Below are 19,003 nucleotides of genomic sequence, written 5' to 3' on the forward strand. Positions count from 1 at the left end.
ATTCCCCGACATGACCAACCCGACCCCGGATTCCAAAACGTCGATCCAGGTGATCGAACGCATGATGCGGCTGCTGGACGCGCTCGCCGCGCACAGCGACCCCGTCAGCCTGAAAGAACTGGCGCAGCGCACCGAGCTGCATCCGTCGACCGCGCACCGTATCCTCAACGACATGGTGACCTGCCGCCTGGTCGACCGCTCCGATCCGGGCACCTACCGTCTCGGGATGCGGCTGCTCGAACTCGGCAACCTGGTGAAGGCGCGCCTGTCGGTGCGCGACGCGGCGCTGATGCCGATGCGCGAGCTGCACCGCCTCACCGGTCAGACGGTGAACCTGTCGGTGCGGCAAGGCGACGAGATCGTCTACATCGAGCGGGCCTATTCGGAGCGCTCCGGAATGCAGGTCGTGCGCGCGATCGGCGGGCGCGCGCCGCTGCACCTGACGTCGGTCGGCAAGCTGTTCCTCGCGGCCGACGAAACGTCGCGGGTGCGCGCGTATGCGACGCGCACGGGGCTCGCCGGCCACACGCAGAACAGCATCACCGACATCGCGAAGCTCGAGCGTGAACTGACGATCGTCCGCCAGCAATCGTGCGCACGCGACAACGAGGAACTGGAGCTGGGTGTGCGCTGCATCGCGGCGGGCATCTACGACGACTCGGGCAAGCTCGTCGCGGGCCTGTCGCTGTCGGCGCCGGCCGATCGCCTGCAGGACGCATGGCTCGGCCAGTTGAGCCGCACCGCGCTGACCATCTCGGAATCGCTCGGCTACAGGCCGGAAAACGCGAAGGACCTGGACGGCCTGCAGCGGCAAGCCTGAACCGCCACCGCGCGATTCATTGGACGAAAAAAAGCCCCGCGACGCGGGGCTTTTTGCTGGCTGCGGCTTGGGCGTCGAACCGCCGCCCGAGCCGGATCAGGTGCCGCCGTTCGACGCATTGGCCGCCGTCAGGCGCTCGCCGCCGCCGGCGTCGAGCCAGTTGCGCAGCCGCGCCGCATCGGCGAAGCGCGAATACTTGCCGAACGAATCCAGCAGCACGATCACCAGCGGACGGTCGTGAATCGTCGCCTGCATCACGAGGCACTCGCCGGCTTCGTTGATGAAGCCGGTCTTCTGCAGGCCGATGTCCCACGAGTTGTTGCCGCGAATCAGCGCGTTCGTGCTGTTGTAGGCCAGGTTCCGCTTGCCCGTGTTCACCTCGTAGCTGCGATCGGTCGAGAACTTGCGGATCAGCGGATACTGGTACGCCGCGTTGACCATCTTCACGAGATCGCGCGCGCTCGACACGTTCTGGCTCGACAGCCCGGTCGAATTCTCGAAGTGCGTATCGGCCATGCCGAGCGCCTTCGCCTTGGCGTTCATCGCAGCGATGAACGCCGGACGGCCGCCCGGGTAGTAGCGCGACATCGACGCGGCAGCACGGTTCTCGGACGCCATCAGCGCGATGTGCAGCATGTCTTCGCGCGACAGCACCGAGCCGACCGACAGGCGCGAGCCGGTGCCCTTCTCGTAATCGCGATCCTCGTCGGTGACTTCGATCTGGTCGGTCAGCGGCAGCTTCGAGTCGAGCACGACCATCGCCGTCATCAGCTTCGTGATCGACGCGATCGGCACGACCGCGTGCGAATTCTTGTCGAACAGCGGCTCGCCGCTGCTCTGGTCGACGACGTACGCGACGCTCGAGCGAAGCGCGAGCGCATCGGGCGTGTCGTGCAGCCCGAACGCCTGGCCGACGGACGGCTGGCGCGGCTGGAACGCAACCCGGCGCACCGCGCCGTGGTGGCGCACATTCGCGGCAAGCGTCGCGCGCTTGCGCACCGATTTCGCACGCGGCGCATCATCGGCGGACGCCGATTTCACCGACTTCTTCGCGGACGAAGCGGTCGCTTTCTTCTTGGCGGCTTGGTGGGTCTTCGCAGTAGCGGCAAAAGCGTCGGCAGGCGTCACGGTGGCGGTGGCCGCCAGCAAGGCGACAGCGACCGACACCGCCGTGCCGAGCGCCATGCTCTGCAACATTCTGCGCGGTGAAAACGATTCGGCTTTCATTGGGGTCTGGACAAAGCGGCGGGAGGTTTCCGCAAGTGTAGTTAAGGCTGAAAAAATAAGCAATATTAGGCACTTACCGATCGTATTTAAACCGGATTGTAAGCGTCGTCGAAGCTTCGATCGATCGACGCCCCCGCTCCCATCAAAAAAAATCATCATGGGTGCGCAGCCCCACAGTGCTCGTCTCCCGATTACCCGTCGGTTAATTTGAGATAACGTCACTTTCAGGGCGTTTTAAAGCGGGGAAACTACGTATCCGGCGCTCGGAGCGCCAAACTGCGCGCGTGTCGGGCCATGGCGAAGGCACTTCGCCCCGGCGCGCACGAAACGGCGCGCTTTTCGACAAGAACAAGAGCACAACGTTCCACCCCCCTGTCAGGTTTACCTGCGCGCGATCCTGGTGCGATCGGCGTGCGCGCGGTGCGTGCGCACCATCTGGGAAAGCGCGTGGAACCGTTTCCTTAACGCGACGATAACTCGTTGTTTTGTCGATAAATTGTCATGATTGTGCAACGCACAAAAAGTGCTTGACATTAGCTTCTTCTGCCCTAAAATAGGTTCCATTGCTGCGTTGCACAAAGCACGCGCATCCGTGGCTCACCATCGTAGTGCCCTTTATCCTTGCGATCGTCGCGATCGCCTTTCAGGAGCTTGACATGTCTTTGCTGACCCCCGAGCAAATCGCCGCCGCACAGAAAGCCAACCTCGAAAGCCTGTTCGGTCTGACCACGACGGCGTTCGAAGGCATCGAAAAGCTGATCGAACTGAACGTGCAAGTCGTGAAGTCGACGCTCGCCGAGACGCAGGAAAACGCGCAGCGCCTGCTGTCGGTGAAGGATGCACAGGAACTGATCGCGCTGCAGGCGAGCCTCACGCAGCCGGTCGCGGAAAAGGTGCTGGCATACGGCCGTCACGTGTATGAAATCGCGTCGGCCACGCAGGCTGAATTCGCGAAGGTCGCGGAAGCGCAGTACGAAGAGCAGAACAAGAAGGTCCAGGCACTCGTCGACAACGTCGCGAAGAACGCGCCGGCCGGTTCGGAAACGGCCGTCGCCGCGCTGAAGTCGGCGCTGAACGCCGCGAGCACGACGTACGAAACCGTGCAGAAGGCAGCGAAGCAAGCGGTCGAGATCGCCGAAACGAACTTCAACGCCGCCGCCGCCGTCGCAACGAAGGCTGCCAGCGCCGCTGCATCGCGCCGCGCCACCAAGCCGGCTGCCTAAGCCAGCGTTTCCGTCGCTCCGGAAAGGCCGCGCCCAGCGCGGCCTTTCTTTTTTGGGGCGCGACCGATGAGGCCGCGGGAGCTAGACGGCCCTGCCGGCTCCGCCGCATCCGGTCCTTGCGCAATCATCCGGATGGCGTCGCCCCGCCCGCGCCTGAACCAACGCAAAAAAAACGGCGCTTCCCCGAATTGCGGGAAGCGCCGTTTTTGCCAGACCGGCGCGCGGCGGCGCCGGCGGCATTGCAGCGATGCGTTACTTCTTGCGCTGCGGCGGCAGGTCCGTGCAGACGCCTTCGTACAGTTCGGCCGCCATGCCGACCGATTCGCCGAGCGTCGGGTGCGGATGGATCGTCTTGCCGATGTCTTCCGCGTCCGCGCCCATTTCGACGGCCAGGCACACTTCGCTGATCAGGTCGCCCGCGTTCAGGCCGACGATGCCGCCGCCGATCACGCGATGGGTTTCCTCGTCGAAGATCAGCTTCGTGAAGCCTTCGTCGCGGCCGTTCGCGATCGCGCGACCCGACGCGGCCCACGGGAACACCGCCTTGCCGTACTTGATGCCTTCGGCCTTGCACTGCTCTTCGGTCTTGCCGGCCCACGCCACTTCCGGATCGGTGTATGCGACCGACGGGATCTGCAGCGCATCGAAGTAGGCCTTCTCGCCGTGCGCCGCTTCCGCCGCGACGTGGCCTTCGTGCACGGCCTTGTGCGCGAGCATCGGCTGACCGACGACGTCGCCGATCGCGAAGATGTGCGGCACGTTGGTGCGCATCTGCTTGTCGACGTCGATGAAGCCGCGATCCGTGACGGCGACGCCCGCCTTGTCGGCGCCGATCTTCTTGCCGTTCGGGCTGCGGCCGACCGCGACCAGCACGAGGTCGTAGCGCTGCGGCCCGGCCGGCGCCTTCTCGCCCTCGAACTTCACGTAGATGCCGTCTTCCTTCGCCTCGGCGCCAACCGTCTTGGTCTTCAGCATCACGTTGCCGAAGCGCTTCGCGTTGTACTTTTCCCAGACCTTGACGAGGTCGCGGTCCGCGCCGTTCATCAGGTTGTCGAGCATTTCGACGACGTCGATCTCGGCGCCGAGCGTCGCGTAGACCGTTGCCATTTCGAGGCCGATGATGCCGCCGCCGATCACGAGCATCCGCTTCGGCAGCTGGCGCAGCTCGAGCGCGCCGGTCGAATCGACGATGCGCGGATCATCCGGCAGGAACGGCAGCTTCACCGACTGCGAGCCGGCCGCGATGATCGCCTGCTTGAACTTCACGACCTTCTTGCCGCCGTCGCCCTGCACTTCCATGTGATACGGATCGACGAACGCGCCGACGCCCGTCACGACCTCGACCTTGCGCGCCTTCGCCATGCCGGCGAGGCCCGTCGTCAGCTTCTTCACGACGCCGGACTTGAAGTCGCGCAGCTTGTCGAGGTTGATTTCCGGCTTGCCGAACGAGATGCCGTGCGACGCGAGCGCTTCCGCTTCGTCGATGACGAGCGCGGTGTGCAGCAGCGCTTTCGACGGAATGCAGCCGACGTTCAGGCACACGCCGCCGAGCGTCGAATAGCGCTCGACGAGCACGGTCTTCATGCCGAGATCGGCCGCGCGGAACGCGGCCGAGTAGCCGCCGGGGCCGGCGCCGAGCACGAGCATGTCGCACTCGATGTCGGCTGCGCCGGCATAGCTGCCTGCCTGCGGCGCGGCCGCCGGAGCGGCTGGCGCTGCAGGCTTGGCCGGCTCGGCGGCCTTCGCGGGCGCCGCGGCAGCGGCTGCCGCCTCGACCAGCGCGATCACGGTGCCTTGCGAGACCTTGTCGCCGGCCTTGACCTTGATTTCCTTGACGGTGCCGGCGACGTCGCTCGGCACTTCCATTGAGGCCTTGTCCGATTCGAGCGTGAGGAGCGTCTGCTCCTTTTCGATCACGTCGCCCGGCTTGATGTTGACTTCGATGACATCGACGCCGCTGAAATCGCCGATATCCGGAACCTTGACTTCGATGAGACTCATGTACTGTCCCCTTCTTGATTAGCTGCTGACAGACGGAGGGAAACCCGCGAGATAAACCTGGCTACGGCTTGACTGGAGAACGGGGGCATGGGCAGGACCACCTTTGCCGTCCGCCCAAGGACGCGCCTTTCTTTTGGTTACTTTTCTTTGGAAGACAAAGAAAAGTGACCGCCGCCCCGCGCAGGGGCGACGCCAATAGACCGTTAGCAAAACAGGTTCAACGACAGGGCGCGGATAACCGACAGAAAACCCACGCCCCCGCGAGACTCCCTGCTCATCAAAGAATCACTCGACGGAAGTCGCCCAGGAGCGCGCCGAGATACGCATTGAACCGCGCGGCTTCCGCGCCGTCGATCACGCGATGGTCGTACGACAGCGACAGCGGCAGCGTGAGTCGCGGCACGAACTGCTTGCCGTCCCACACCGGCTTCATCTGACCGCGCGACAGGCCGAGGATCGCCACTTCCGGCGCATTGATGATCGGCGTGAAGTGCGTGCCGCCGATCCCGCCGAGCGACGAGATCGAGAAGCAGCCGCCCTGCATCTGGTCCGGCTTCAGCTTGCCTTCGCGCGCGGCCTTCGACAGCTCGGCCATTTCCTTAGCGATCTCGACGAGGCCCTTCTTGTCCGCGTCGCGGATCACCGGCACGACGAGGCCGTTCGGCGTGTCCGCGGCAAAACCGACGTGGTAGTACTGCTTGAACACGAGGTTGTCGCCGTCGAGGCTCGCGTTGAAGGTCGGGAACTTCTTCAGCGCGGCGACGACCGCCTTGATCACGAACGCGAGCATCGTGAACTTCACGCCCGCCTTCTCGTGCTCCTTGTTCAGCTGCACGCGCAGCGCTTCGAGGTCGGTGATGTCCGCTTCGTCGTTGTTCGTGACGTGCGGGATCATCACCCAGTTGCGATGCAGGTTCGCGCCCGAGATCTTCTTGATGCGCGACAGCGGCTTCGCCTCGAACGGGCCGAACTTCGCGAAGTCGACCTTCGGCCACGGCAGCAGATTCAGCTCGCCGCCGCCTGCCGGCGCGGCCGCTGCGACCGGCGCCGCACGCTGGCCGGTCATCACGCCCTTCACGAAGCTCGTGACGTCTTCCTTCGTGATGCGGGCCTTCGGACCGCTGCCCTGCACGCGCGCCACGTCGACGCCGAGCTCGCGCGCGAACTTGCGCACCGACGGCGATGCATGGCTGGCGCGGTATTCGCCGGCCGGCGCAGCCGCCGGAGCCACTGCAGCCGCCGGAGCCGGCGCAGCCTTCGGTGCGGCGGGCGCCGGTGCGGGCGCAGCCGCCGCGGGCGCCGGCGCGCTGGCCTGCGGCACGGCGGCAGCCGGCGCGCCGGCCGCTTCCAGCAGCACGATCAGCGTGCCTTCGGACACCGCATCGCCGACCTTCACCTTGATGTCCTTCACCACGCCGGCGGCCGGGCTCGGCACGTCCATCGTCGCCTTGTCCGACTCGAGCGTGACGAGCGACTGTTCCTTCTCGACCGTGTCGCCGACCTTCACGCCGATCTCGATCACCGGCACGTCCTTGTAGTCGCCGATGTCCGGCACCTTCACTTCGAGCGTGCCGCCGCCGGCTGCCGCGGGCGCTGCGGCCGGAGCCGCTGCGGGCGCAGCTGCCACCGGTGCGGCGGCCGGCGCGGCCGCGCCGTTCGGCTGCGCGACTGCGCCGCCTTCGAGCAGGATGATCAGCGAGCCTTCCGACACCGAATCACCCACCTTCACCTTCACTTCCTTGACCGTGCCGGCCGACGGACTCGGCACGTCCATCGTCGCCTTGTCCGATTCGAGCGTGACGAGCGACTGCTCGGGCTCGACCGTGTCGCCCGCCTTCACGAGCACCTCGATGACGGGCACGTCCTTGTAATCGCCGATATCCGGCACCTTCACTTCGATCGCTTGACTCATCTGTTTGTGTCTCCAGGGCCGCGCGCGCCCCTCCCGGCGGCGGCGCGCGGCATCACACGGCGCGTGTGCGTTAAACGGTCATCGGGTTGGGCTTCGACGGATCGAGGTTGTACTTCGCGATCGCATCGGCGACGACCTTGCGGTCGATCGTCCCTTCGTCCGCGAGCGCGCTGAGCGCCGCGACCGTCACCCAGTAGCGGTCGACTTCGAAGAAGTGACGCAGGTTCGCGCGGGTGTCCGAGCGGCCGTAGCCGTCGGTGCCCAGCACGACGAAGCGGCGATCGATCTGGCCGCGGATCTGGTCGACCAGCGCGCGCACGTAGTCGGTCGATGCAACGATCGGGCCCTGCGTGTCCTTCAGGCACTTCTGCACGTGCGACAGACGGCGCTCGTCGGTCGGATGCAGCAGGTTCCAGCGCTCGACTTCATGGCCTTCGCGCGCGAGCTCGGTGAAGCTCGGCACGCTCCACAGGTCGGCGGCGACGCCCCATTCGTTCTTCAGCAGGTCGGCGGCGGCGATCACTTCGTTGAAGATCGTGCCCGCGCCGAGCAGTTGCACGCGCGGCGCCTTCTTGTCGGCGTCGGCCTTCCTGAACGCGTACATGCCCTTGATGATGTCGGCCGCCACGTGCTCGCCCTGCGGGATCGCCGGGTGCTCGTAGTTCTCGTTCATCACCGTGACGTAGTAGTACACGTCTTCCTGGTCCTGCACCATGCGGCGCAGGCCGTCCTGGATGATCACCGCGAGTTCGTAGCCGAAGGTCGGGTCGTAGCTCACGCAGTTCGGCACCGATGCCGCCCACAGGAGCGAGTGGCCGTCCTCGTGCTGCAGGCCTTCGCCGTTCAGCGTCGTGCGGCCCGCGGTGCCGCCGAGCAGGAAGCCGCGCGAGCGCATGTCGCCCGCGGCCCACGCGAGGTCGCCGATCCGCTGGAAGCCGAACATCGAATAGAAGATGTAGAACGGCACCATGATCTCGCCGTGCGTCGAGTACGACGTCGCCGCCGCGATCCAGTCGCACATGCCGCCCGCTTCGTTGATGCCTTCCTGCAGGATCTGGCCGGTTTCCGATTCCTTGTAGAACATCAGCTGGTCGGAATCTTCCGGCACGTACTTCTGGCCTTCCTGGTTCCAGATGCCGATCTGGCGGAACAGGCCTTCCATGCCGAACGTGCGCGACTCGTCCGGGACGATCGGCACGACGCGCTTGCCGAGCGCCTTGTCCTTCAGCAGGATGTTCAGGATCCGCACGAACGCCATCGTCGTCGAGATCTCGCGGCCTTCGCCCGTGCCCTTCAGCAGCGGCTCGAACGCGTCGAGCGCCGGCACCGGCAGCGACGTCGCCTTCTCGCGACGCTGCGGCAGGTAGCCGCCGAGGTCCATGCGCTGCTTGCGCATGTACTCGAGCTCCTTCGAGCCTTCCTCGAACTTGAGGTACGGCACGTCGGCGATCTGCTCGTCGGTGATCGGCAGGCGGAACTGGTCGCGGAATTTCTTCAGTTGCTCGACCGGCAGCTTCTTCTGCTGGTGCGTGATGTTCATCGCCTGACCGGACTCGCCCATCCCGTAGCCCTTGATGGTCTTCGCGAGGATGACGGTCGGCGCGCCCTTCGTGTTGCTGGCTTCGTGGAACGCCGCGTAGATCTTGTGCGGATCGTGGCCGCCGCGGTTCAGCGCCCAGATGTCGTCATCGGACCAGTCGGCGACGAGCGCCTTCAGTTCCGGCGAATTGAAGAAGTGCTCGCGGACGAACGCGCCCGATTCCGACTTGTAGGTCTGGTACTCGCCGTCGACGACTTCCATCATGCGGCGCATCAGCGCGCCCGTCTTGTCGCGCGCGAACAGCGCATCCCAGCGGCTGCCCCAGATCACCTTGATCACGTTCCAGCCGGCGCCGCGGAATTCCGATTCCAGCTCCTGGATGATCTTGCCGTTGCCGCGCACCGGGCCGTCGAGACGCTGCAGGTTGCAGTTGATCACGAACACGAGGTTGTCGAGCTTCTCGCGGCTCGCCATGCCGATCGCGCCGAGCGATTCCGGCTCGTCGGTCTCGCCGTCGCCGAGGAACGCCCAGACCTTGCGGCCCTGCGTCTTCGCGATGCCGCGCGCTTCGATGTACTTCATGAAGCGCGCCTGGTAGATCGCCATGATCGGGCCGAGGCCCATCGACACGGTCGGGAACTGCCAGAAATCCGGCATCAGCCACGGGTGCGGGTACGACGAGATGCCGTTGCCGCCGACTTCCTGGCGGAAGTTGTCGAGCTGGTCTTGCGACAGGCGGCCGAGCAGGAACGCGCGCGAGTACACGCCCGGCGACGAGTGGCCCTGCACGAACACGAGGTCGCCGCCGTGCTGCTCGGACGGCGCATGCCAGAAGTGGTTGTAGCCGACGTCATAGAGCGTCGCGGCCGATGCGAACGACGCGATATGGCCGCCGACGTTGGTGTCCTTGCCCGCGCGCAGCACCATGGCCAGTGCGTTCCAGCGCGTGTACGAGCGGATCGTGTGCTCGAGTTCCTGGTCGCCGGGAATCTTTGCCTGGGCTTCGACCGGAATCGTGTTGATGTACGGGGTATTCGCGGAGAACGGCAGATGCTCGCCGCGCGTGCGCGCGAATTCGATCTGCTTCTCGATCAGGTAGTGCGCACGACCAGTGCCGACGGAGGAGATCACGCCGTCGAGCGCCTCGAGCCATTCAACGGTTTCCTGCGGATCGTCGTCACGCTCGGCGGCGACATACTTCATCACTTCGTTAGGTACAGCGGACATTCTCGTCTCCTGGTCCGGAAATGTGAGGATCGCTCTTCATGCAGACGACGCGACGCGACCGGCTGCGGGCAAGCTCCAGCGGATTGTAATGAGCACGTACAGCCGCGCGCAACAAAATTTTCGAATTATGAGATCATTTTCCGCTATACGAAATATTGCTGCGGCGCACCCATGTTTCGGGGCTCCGCGGCACGTCGCCGTGCAGCAAATCCGTTTCCGTTCAACATATCCGGTATAGGTTTTCCATAAATAGCGCTGCGCTACAATCCTGCCATGTTGACCGATCGGCTTTTCGCACGCTCGGCGCGACCGTCGGGCCCGCCGGCAGAGTCGCAGCCGTCCCGTTGGCACCACGGACCGTGGTGGTCCAATTCCTATTTGCTGACGCCCCTCCTGTCGATCCTCGTGTTCCTGGTGGTGATGAGCCTCATTCTATGGAGCCTCAACCGCCGCGAGCAGCAGCAGCAGGAAGACACGCTGTTCCGCAACGTCGCGTGGGCGCAGCAGCAGATCCGCCTGTCGATGACGGGCGCGCAGGAGCAGCTCCAGGCGCTGTCGCGCGACCTCGCGTCCGGCCGGCTCGACCAGAACGGGTTCCAGATGGCGGTCGCGGACGTGATGCAGACGCATCCCGAAATCCTCTACCTGAACTGGTACACGGCGCCGGGCACGCAGCGCTGGCCGACCGTGCATCCGCCCGTGCTGGGCCAGCGGCTCGCACGGCCGGGCGACGCGCAGATGCAAGACGCGGTGCGCGGCGCGTACGACGAGGCGCGCAGCTCGCGCCGCCAGGCCTATTCGCCGCTCGTCTACGACGACTTCGGCAACGGCTACATCACGCTGCAGACGCCCGTGATGCGCGGCGACCGCGAGTACCTCGGCTCGATTGCCGCCGTGTTCTCCGTCGAAGGGATCCTGAAGCACGACATCCCGCAGGAGCTGTCGTCGAAATACAAGATCTCGATCACCGACGCGAACAACCGCGAGCTGTCGTCGACGTCGTCGCGCCCGCGCCTGCCGCGCGACTCGCACTACGACCTGCCGCTCGATCCGCCCGGCCAGGGCCTGACCGTGCGCGTCTACGCGTTCCCGCAGCTCACCAACCTGACCAACAATACGCTCGTCTGGCTCGTCGCGGGGCTGTCGTGCTTCGTGCTGTGGAGCCTCTGGAGCCTGTGGAAGCACACCCGCCAGCGCTTCGAGGCGCAGCAGGCGCTGTACGCCGAGGCGTTCTTCCGCCGCGCGATGGAGAACTCGGTGCTGATCGGCATGCGCGTGCTCGACATGCACGGCCGCATCACGCACGTGAACCCGGCGTTCTGCCGGATGACCGGCTGGGACGAGAGCGACCTCGTCGGCAAGGTCGCGCCGTTCCCGTACTGGCCGCGCGATTCCTACCCCGAGATGCAGCGCCAGCTCGACATGACGCTGCGCGGCAAGGCGCCGAGCTCCGGCTTCGAGCTGCGCGTGCGGCGCAAGAACGGCACGCTGTTCCATGCGCGCCTGTACGTGTCGCCGCTGATCGACAGCGCCGGCCGCCAGACCGGCTGGATGTCGTCGATGACGGACATCACCGAGCCGAAGCGCGCGCGAGAAGAACTCGCCGCCGCACACGAGCGCTTCACGACGGTGCTCGAGAGCCTCGACGCCGCGGTGTCGGTGCTCGCCGCCGACGAAGCCGAGCTGCTGTTCGCGAACCGCTATTACCGGCACCTGTTCGGCATCCGCCCGGACGGCCACCTCGAGCTGTCCGGCGGCGGCTTCGACCGCGCGCAGGCGTCGTCCGACTCGATCGACATGGTCGACACCTTCGCCGGCCTGCCGGCCGCCGCGCTGACGGGCAGCACCGCGGACGCGCAGGAGGTCTACGTCGAGAGCATCCAGAAGTGGTTCGAGGTGCGCCGCCAGTACATCCAGTGGGTCGACGGCCACCTCGCGCAGATGCAGATCGCGACCGACATCACGACCCGCAAGAAGGCGCAGGAGCTCGCGCACCAGCAGGAAGAGAAGCTGCAGTTCACGAGCCGATTGATGACGATGGGCGAAATGGCGTCGTCGATTGCTCACGAATTGAACCAGCCGCTCGCGGCGATCAACAACTACTGCTCGGGCACGCTCGCGATGGTCAAGAGCGGCCGCGCGACCAACGAAATGCTGGCGCCCGCGCTCGAGAAGACCGCGCAGCAGGCGCTGCGCGCAGGGATGATCGTCAAGCGGATCCGCGAATTCGTGAAGCGCAGCGAGCCGAAGCGCCAGCCGGCGCGGGTCGCGGACATCGTCGCCGACGCGGTCGGGCTCGCCGAAATCGAGGCCAGGAAGCGCAGGATCCGGATCGTCACGGAAATCCTCGCAAGAATGCCTATTATTTATGTCGACCCCGTGCTGATCGAGCAGGTGCTCGTGAACCTGATGAAGAACGCGGCCGAAGCGATGGCCGACGTGAAGCCGGCATCGGCCGACGGCGTGATCCGCGTCGTCGCCGATCTGGAGGCGGGCTTCGTCGACATCCGCGTGATCGACCAGGGTCCGGGCGTCGACGAAGCGACCGCCGAGCGCCTGTTCGAGCCGTTCTACAGCACCAAGTCCGACGGCATGGGCATGGGGCTGAACATCTGCCGCTCGATCATCGAATCGCATCGCGGGCGTCTGTGGGTGGTCAACAATGTCGAGGCGGATGGCCGCATCTCCGGCGCGACGTTCCACTGCAGCCTGCCCATTGGGGAACCCGCTGATCTCGGCCGAGGGGGGTCCGAGGCATCGGCATCACATACCGTTACGGGAGAATTATGAATAGCCCTGTCACCACCACTCAGGAAACCGTCTTTGTCGTCGACGACGACGAGGCCGTGCGCGACTCGCTGCGCTGGCTGCTGGAGGCGAACGGCTATCGCGTGCAATGCTTCTCGAGCGCCGAGCAGTTCCTCGATGCGTACCAGCCCGCCCAGCAGGCCGGCCAGATCGCGTGCCTGATCCTCGACGTGCGGATGTCCGGCATGAGCGGCCTCGAGCTGCAGGAACGCCTGATCGCCGACAATGCCGCGCTGCCGATCATCTTCGTCACCGGTCACGGCGACGTGCCGATGGCCGTGTCGACGATGAAAAAGGGGGCAATGGACTTTATCGAGAAGCCGTTCGACGAGGCGGAGTTGCGCAAGCTCGTCGAGCGGATGCTCGACAAGGCCCGAAGCGAAAGCAAGAGCGTCCAGGAACAGCGCGCCGCGAGCGAGCGGCTGTCGAAGCTGACCGCCCGCGAGCAGCAGGTGCTCGAGCGGATCATCGCCGGCCGCCTGAACAAGCAGATCGCCGACGACCTCGGCATCAGCATCAAGACGGTCGAAGCGCACCGCGCGAACATCATGGAAAAGCTCAACGTCAACACGGTGGCCGACCTGCTGCGCCTCGCGCTGTCGAAGAAACAGGCGTGAGCCCCCTCGCGGCCCGGTGAGCCTGCCGGGCCCGCGCCGCGCCCTTCCCCGACGCGGCCTGGCCGCGGGGCGGCGACTTCGTATTCAGGCGGCAGGCGATCGTGCGGGCGGCGGATCCGGCTGCCCGCCGATGACGCTTCCCGCGCATTCGCTGTCGGACGGCGGCAGGCGGACGGTATAATTCCGTGCTTTGCTGCGGCGCACCCCGACGCGCCGCACGCCCGCATTCCAACTTCCGCAGAACCCACCACCATGACAGCCCTCCTCATCGACGGCAACGCCCTTTCGAAGACCTTGCGCGCCCAGGCCGCCGAACGCGCCGCCGCGCTGACCGCCCGTGGCCACCAGCCCGGCCTCGCGGTGATCCTCGTCGGCGACAACCCGGCCAGCGAAGTCTATGTGCGCAACAAGATCAAGGCGTGCGAGGACAACGGCTTCTTTTCGCTGAAGGACCGTTATCCGGCGTCGCTGTCCGAAGCGGACCTGCTCGCGCGCATCGACGAACTGAACCGCGACCCGAAGATTCACGGCATCCTCGTCCAACTGCCGCTGCCCAAGCAGATCGACAGCCACAAGGTGCTCGAGGCGATCGCGCCGGAGAAGGACGTCGACGGCTTCCACGTCGCGAACGCGGGCGCGCTGATGACCGGCAAGCCGCTGTTCCGTCCGTGCACGCCGTACGGCGTGATGAAGATGTTCGAGGCTCACGACATCCCGCTGCAGGGCGCGAATGCGGTCGTGATCGGCCGCTCGAACATCGTCGGCAAGCCGATGGCGATGCTGCTGCTCGAAGCGGGCGCGACCGTGACGATCTGCCACAGCAAGACGCGCGACCTCGCCGCCCACACGCGGCAGGCCGACATCGTCGTCGCCGCGGTCGGCAAGCGCAACATCCTGACGGCCGACATGGTGAAGCCGGGCGCGACCGTGATCGACGTCGGCATGAACCGCGACGACGCGGGCAAGCTGTGCGGCGACGTCGACTTCGCGGGCGTGAAGGAAGTGGCCGGCCACGTCACGCCGGTGCCGGGCGGCGTTGGCCCGATGACGATCACGATGCTGCTGATCAACACGATCGAAGCCGCCGAGCGCGCCGCCGCGGCCGCTTGACCCCCCCTTCCGCCGGCGCGCGTCCGCGCGCCGGCACCTGGCCGGCCGCCGTCGGGCGTGTTCCGGCCCCGCCTCAATCGCGCCGTTAGAAACTAACGATTGGAAAGCGCACGATGCGCCCCAATAATGTCGATATCGGGCGCCGCCGCGCCCTCCCCCCATCACCCCGGTTCATCCGGCAACAGACAGGGAGTCTTATGTCCGCAAGCGCCAATACCAATCCGCTCCTCGACTTCTCCGACCTGCCCCGTTTCGGCGAGATCCGCCCGGAACACGTCACGCCCGCGCTCGACACGCTGCTCGCCGATGCCAACCGCGCGGTCGACGCCGCGAGCGCAAGCGCGACGCCGGCGAGCTGGGCGGACGTCGTCGAGGCGGTCGAGCGCGCAACGGAGCCGCTCGGTCGCGCCTGGGGCGTCGTCGGCCACCTGAACGCGGTCGCCGACACGCCCGAGCTGCGCGCCGCATACGGCGAGAACCTGCCGCGCGTGACCGAGTTCTGGTCGAGCGTCGGCCAGAACCTCGCGCTGTACGAAAAGTACAAGGCGATCGCGGCAAGCGCCGAATACGCGACGCTGTCGGTCGAGCGCAAGAAGATTCTCGACAATGCGCTGCGCGACTTCCGCCTGTCGGGCGCCGAGCTGCCGGAAGACCAGAAGCCGCGCTTCGCCGAGCTGCAGGAGCAGCAGGCCGCGCTGTCGAAGGCGTTTTCCGATCACGTGCTCGATGCGACCAACGCATACGCGTATGTCGCGCAGGACGAGGCCGAACTGGCGGGCCTGCCCGGCGACGCGATCGAGGCTGCCCGCGAAGCCGCGCAGAAGGACGGCAAGGATGGCTGGAAATTCACGCTGCATTTCCCGTCCTACTTTCCGGTGCTGCAGTACGCGGACAACCGCGCGCTGCGCGAGACGCTCTATCGCGCGTATGCGACGCGCGCTTCCGAACTCGGTCCGCAATACGGCGGCGGCAACGTCGAGTGGGACAACACGGCGATCGTCGCCGATGAACTGAAGCTGCGCCGCGAAGAGGCGCAGATGCTCGGCTACCGCAACTTCGCCGAGGTGTCGCTCGCGCCGAAGATGGCCGAGTCGCCGCAGCAGGTCATCGCGTTCCTCGAGGATCTCGCGACGCGCGCGCGCCCGCATGCGGACCAGGACTGGGACGAACTGCGCGCGTTCGCCGCGAAGGAGCTCGGCCTGGCCGAGCTCGCGCCGTGGGACGTCGCGTATGCGGCCGAGAAGCTGCGCGAGCAGCGGTACGCGTTCTCGGAAAACGAGGTCAAGCAGTACTTCCCGGAACCGGCCGTGCTGAAGGGCCTGTTCACCGTCACCGAGACGCTGTTCGGCGTGCGGATCAAGGCGGACGACGCGCCGGTCTGGCACAAGGACGTGCGCTTCTTCCGCGTCGAGAATCGCGACGGCTCGCTCGTCGCGCAGTTCTATCTCGACCTGTACGCGCGTGAAGGCAAGCGCGGCGGCGCGTGGATGGACGATGCGCGCTCGCGCGCGAAGCGCGGCAGCAGCGTGCAGACGCCGGTCGCGTACCTGACCTGCAATTTCTCCGCGCCGGTCGGCGGCAAGCCCGCGTGCTTCACGCACGACGAGGTGATCACGCTGTTCCACGAGTTCGGCCACGGCCTGCATCACATGCTCACGCGCGTCGACGAGCTCGGCGTGTCGGGCATCAACGGCGTCGAATGGGATGCGGTCGAGCTGCCGTCGCAGTTCATGGAGAATTTCTGCTGGGAATGGGACGTGCTGTCGTCGATGTCGTCGCATGTCGACACGGGCGCGACGCTGCCGCGCGCGCTGTTCGACAAGATGATCGCCGCGAAGAACTTCCAGAGCGGCCTCGGCACGCTGCGGCAGATCGTGTTCTCGATGTTCGACATGCTGCTGCACGTCGATTTCGATCCGGCGGGCGCGATCGGCGTGAACGACTTCGCGCGCGAGATCAACGAGCGCTACCACGTGATCCCGCAAGCGCCGTTCTCGCGCTGGCCGAACACGTTCAGCCACATCTTCGCGGGCGGCTACGCGGCCGGCTACTACAGCTACAAGTGGGCCGAAGTGCTGTCCGCGGATGCGTACGCGGCGTTCGAGGAAGCCGCCGAAGCCGGCGGCAGCGTGCTCGATGCGGCGACCGGCACGCGCTATCGCCGCGAGATCCTCGAGGTCGGCGGCAGCCGTCCGGCGATGGATTCGTTCAAGGCGTTCCGCGGCCGCGAACCGCAGATCGACGCGCTGCTGCGCCACAACGGGATGACGGCGCCCGCGCACTGAGCGCCCCGCCCGCTTCACGTATCGATGACGACGGCGCCGCGGGGGCAGTTCATTCCGCGGCGCCGTTTTTTCATCGCGCAGGCAGTTCGGGTTCCGGCTCGAACAGTGCGAACTGCCCGTGCCGCTCGGCGGTGTCTTCGTCGATGCGCACGCCGACGCCAAGCAGCCGCACCGGCTGCGCGCGCCGCATCAACCCCTTCGCGAGCAGCGCGACGGCCGTTTCCGCGTTCGTCGCGTCGGCGACGCATTCGACCGTCGTGCGCTGGAAATCGGCGAAGCGGATCTTCACGTACAGCTTGCGGATCGACCGCGCGGCGCCCGCGCGCGCGATGCGCGCATCGAGCTGGACCGTCAGCTTGCGAATCTCGGCCGCGCACTGGTCGAGCGTCGTCAGGTCGGTCACGTAGGTCGTCTCGACGCTGACCGACTTGCGCTCCTGGTCCGCCTGCACCGGCCGCTCGTCGATGCCGCGCGACAGCTCGTAGAGGCGCCGCCCGAACGCGCCGAATTCGCGATGCAGATCGATCAGCGACCATTCGCGCAGCTGCGCGCAGGTCTGGATGCCGAGCCGGTCGAGGCGCGCGGCCGTCACCTTGCCGACGCCGTGCAGCTTGCGCACCGGCAGCGCAGCGACGAACGCGTCGACTTCGTGCGGGCGCACGACGAACAGGCCGTCGGGCTTGTTCCAGTCCGACGCGATCTTCGCGATGAACTTGTTCGGCGCGACGCCCGCCGACACCGTGACGCCGACCGTATCGAACACCCGCTGGCGGATCTCGCGGGCGATCAGCGTCGCGCTGCCCTGGCATCGCTCGGAACCGCTGACATCGAGATACGCCTCGTCGAGCGACAGCGGCTCGACGTCGGCCGTGTAGTCGCGATAGATCGCCATGATCTGGCGCGACGCGGCGCGGTACTTGTCCATCGCCGACGGCAGGATCAGCAGGTCCGGACACTTGCGCATCGCAAGCGCCGACGACATGGCCGAATGCACGCCATAGCGCCGCGCCTCGTAATTGCAGGTCGCGATCACGCCGCGCTGATCCGGGCGACCGCCGACCGCGAGCGGACGCCCGCGCAGCGACGGGTCGTCACGCATTTCCACCGACGCATAGAAGCAATCGCAGTCGCAGTGGATGATCTTGCGCACGCGCGGCGGCGCGTCGCCCGGTGGCGGCGTGCTCGGTTCGGCTGGCGGAATGGTGGTCGGGCTCACGGTGCCGATACTGTACAAAAACACAGTGCCCGTTTCAACTGCCGCGTGCTGCCACGCCAAGCCGTCCTGACCGGCCGTGCCGTACTGGCCCGCTTCGCGCGGACCGTACCGCCGCGCGTGCGCACCGGCCCCTATACTCGTTCCCCGCGAGACACGAAACGCAAAGGTGACGGATGAAGACGATCGGACTGATCGGCGGGATGAGCTGGGAATCGTCGGCGGAATACTATCGGATGCTGAACCGGTATTCGAAGCAGCTGCATGGCGGGCATCACAACGCGAAGAGCGTGATGGTGACGGTCGATTTCGCGGAAATCGAAGCGCTGCAGCGCGCGCACGACTGGCCCGCGCTCGGCGCGCACATGGCCGCCGCCGCGCGTCAGCTCGAGGCGGCCGGCGCGGAACTCGTCGTGCTCACGACCAACACGATGCATCGCGTGCACGACGCGATCGAGAACGCGGTCGCGCTCCCCTTCCTGCACATCGCCGATCCGACCGGCGAAGCACTGCTTGCGGCGGGCGTCTCGCGCGTCGGCCTGCTCGGCACGCGCTATACGATGGAACTGCCGTTCTATGCGGAGCGGCTGCGCGAGAAGTTCGGGCTCGACGTGCTCGTGCCGGATGAACGCGAGCGTGATGACGTGCATCGGATCATCTACGACGAGCTGTGTCACGGTGTGGTCGACGCGGGGTCGCGCGCGACGTATGTGAGGATCATCGAAGGACTTGCGAAGCGTGGCGCGCAGGCCGTGATCCTCGGCTGCACGGAAATCACGCTGCTGATCGGCACGGAGGATTCGCCGTTGCCGGTGTTCGATACGACTGCGCTGCATGCGAAGGCGGCAGTGGATTGGGCGGGGCGTTGACGAACGCGTGGCGGCAATGCGCACATCGCAACGAATCATCGCGACTTCACGGACGCGCGCGCTTTCCGCCGATCGATCGCGCACGCCCGCGGAAAACAGAAACCCGACATCGAGCCGTGCGCGAAATTGCGTATTTGATGGGTCTTGATAG

12 protein-coding genes are annotated in these 19,003 nt (G+C 66.2%); 7 read left to right on the plus strand and 5 right to left on the minus strand.

Annotation, left to right across the window (positions count from 1 at the left end):
• Positions 1–10: 10 nt before the first annotated feature.
• Entirely contained in the window at positions 11–820 is an 810-nt protein-coding gene (locus tag ACFIMZ_RS13240) for an IclR family transcriptional regulator (protein ID WP_431819910.1), read from the plus strand.
• 96 nt (positions 821–916) lie between these two features.
• On the opposite strand, the gene pbpG is transcribed toward ACFIMZ_RS13240, so the two are convergent.
• On the minus strand, positions 917–2,047 hold the full coding sequence (pbpG, locus tag ACFIMZ_RS13245) for a D-alanyl-D-alanine endopeptidase (RefSeq protein ID WP_431819911.1): 1,131 nt from the start codon (positions 2,045–2,047) through the stop codon (positions 917–919).
• A 656-nt stretch (positions 2,048–2,703) separates the two neighbouring features.
• On the opposite strand from pbpG, the gene ACFIMZ_RS13250 reads away from it, so the two are divergent.
• Positions 2,704–3,270 (plus strand): phasin family protein, encoded by a 567-nt coding sequence (locus tag ACFIMZ_RS13250; RefSeq protein ID WP_042584655.1) that lies wholly within the window; start codon positions 2,704–2,706, stop codon positions 3,268–3,270.
• Positions 3,271–3,522: 252 nt separating this feature from the next.
• On the opposite strand, the gene lpdA is transcribed toward ACFIMZ_RS13250, so the two are convergent.
• The 3 genes from lpdA to aceE all read right to left on the minus strand — a co-directional run bounded on the left by lpdA (position 3,523) and on the right by aceE (position 9,950).
• Positions 3,523–5,271, minus strand: a complete 1,749-nt coding sequence (lpdA, locus tag ACFIMZ_RS13255; RefSeq protein WP_431819912.1) for a dihydrolipoyl dehydrogenase — start codon at positions 5,269–5,271, stop codon at positions 3,523–3,525.
• Between the two features lie 277 nt (positions 5,272–5,548).
• Positions 5,549–7,183 carry a dihydrolipoyllysine-residue acetyltransferase gene (gene aceF, locus ACFIMZ_RS13260; RefSeq protein ID WP_431819913.1) on the minus strand — a complete coding sequence of 545 codons (1,635 nt, stop codon included), beginning with the start codon at positions 7,181–7,183 and terminating at the stop codon, positions 5,549–5,551.
• Between the two features lie 70 nt (positions 7,184–7,253).
• Positions 7,254–9,950, minus strand: coding sequence for a pyruvate dehydrogenase (acetyl-transferring), homodimeric type (gene aceE, locus ACFIMZ_RS13265; RefSeq protein WP_431819914.1), 2,697 nt, complete (start codon positions 9,948–9,950; stop codon positions 7,254–7,256).
• A gap of 273 nt (positions 9,951–10,223) precedes the next feature.
• On the opposite strand from aceE, the gene fixL reads away from it, so the two are divergent.
• The 4 genes from fixL (at position 10,224) to ACFIMZ_RS13285 (ending at position 16,770) form a co-directional block, all read left to right on the plus strand.
• Positions 10,224–12,740, plus strand: a complete 2,517-nt coding sequence (gene fixL / locus ACFIMZ_RS13270) for an oxygen sensor histidine kinase FixL (RefSeq protein WP_431819915.1) — start codon at positions 10,224–10,226, stop codon at positions 12,738–12,740.
• Positions 12,737–13,375, plus strand: a complete 639-nt coding sequence (fixJ, locus tag ACFIMZ_RS13275) for an oxygen response regulator transcription factor FixJ (protein WP_006493245.1) — start codon at positions 12,737–12,739, stop codon at positions 13,373–13,375. The genes fixL and fixJ overlap by 4 nt, the downstream gene beginning before the upstream one ends.
• Positions 13,376–13,627: 252 nt before the next feature.
• Positions 13,628–14,485, plus strand: a complete 858-nt coding sequence (gene folD, locus ACFIMZ_RS13280) for a bifunctional methylenetetrahydrofolate dehydrogenase/methenyltetrahydrofolate cyclohydrolase FolD (protein ID WP_431819916.1) — start codon at positions 13,628–13,630, stop codon at positions 14,483–14,485.
• A 197-nt stretch (positions 14,486–14,682) separates the two neighbouring features.
• Entirely contained in the window at positions 14,683–16,770 is a 2,088-nt protein-coding gene (locus ACFIMZ_RS13285; RefSeq protein ID WP_431819917.1) for a M3 family metallopeptidase, read from the plus strand.
• 70 nt (positions 16,771–16,840) lie between these two features.
• Here ACFIMZ_RS13285 and dinB read toward each other — a convergent pair whose 3' ends face one another.
• Entirely contained in the window at positions 16,841–18,010 is a 1,170-nt protein-coding gene (gene dinB / locus ACFIMZ_RS13290) for a DNA polymerase IV (protein WP_431819918.1), read from the minus strand.
• A gap of 149 nt (positions 18,011–18,159) precedes the next feature.
• Here dinB and ACFIMZ_RS13295 point away from each other — a divergent pair, with 149 nt between their 5' ends.
• Positions 18,160–18,852 (plus strand): aspartate/glutamate racemase family protein, encoded by a 693-nt coding sequence (locus ACFIMZ_RS13295; RefSeq protein ID WP_431819919.1) that lies wholly within the window; start codon positions 18,160–18,162, stop codon positions 18,850–18,852.
• The last annotated feature ends 151 nt before the right edge of the window (positions 18,853–19,003 follow it).

The organism is Burkholderia sp. F1 (assembly GCF_050813845.1).
GTDB lineage: Bacteria > Pseudomonadota > Gammaproteobacteria > Burkholderiales > Burkholderiaceae > Burkholderia > Burkholderia ubonensis.

Coding starts and splice junctions, on each gene's coding strand:
- fixL (WP_431819915.1), top strand. CDS start 10,224: ATGTTGACCGATCGGCTTTTCGCACGCTCGGCGCGACCGTCGGGCCCG.
- folD (WP_431819916.1), top strand. CDS start 13,628: ATGACAGCCCTCCTCATCGACGGCAACGCCCTTTCGAAGACCTTGCGC.
- lpdA (WP_431819912.1), bottom strand. CDS start 5,271: ATGAGTCTCATCGAAGTCAAGGTTCCGGATATCGGCGATTTCAGCGGC.
- pbpG (WP_431819911.1), bottom strand. CDS start 2,047: ATGAAAGCCGAATCGTTTTCACCGCGCAGAATGTTGCAGAGCATGGCG.
- aceE (WP_431819914.1), bottom strand. CDS start 9,950: ATGTCCGCTGTACCTAACGAAGTGATGAAGTATGTCGCCGCCGAGCGT.
- aceF (WP_431819913.1), bottom strand. CDS start 7,183: ATGAGTCAAGCGATCGAAGTGAAGGTGCCGGATATCGGCGATTACAAG.
- ACFIMZ_RS13285 (WP_431819917.1), top strand. CDS start 14,683: ATGTCCGCAAGCGCCAATACCAATCCGCTCCTCGACTTCTCCGACCTG.
- ACFIMZ_RS13250 (WP_042584655.1), top strand. CDS start 2,704: ATGTCTTTGCTGACCCCCGAGCAAATCGCCGCCGCACAGAAAGCCAAC.
- ACFIMZ_RS13240 (WP_431819910.1), top strand. CDS start 11: ATGACCAACCCGACCCCGGATTCCAAAACGTCGATCCAGGTGATCGAA.
- ACFIMZ_RS13295 (WP_431819919.1), top strand. CDS start 18,160: ATGAAGACGATCGGACTGATCGGCGGGATGAGCTGGGAATCGTCGGCG.
- fixJ (WP_006493245.1), top strand. CDS start 12,737: ATGAATAGCCCTGTCACCACCACTCAGGAAACCGTCTTTGTCGTCGAC.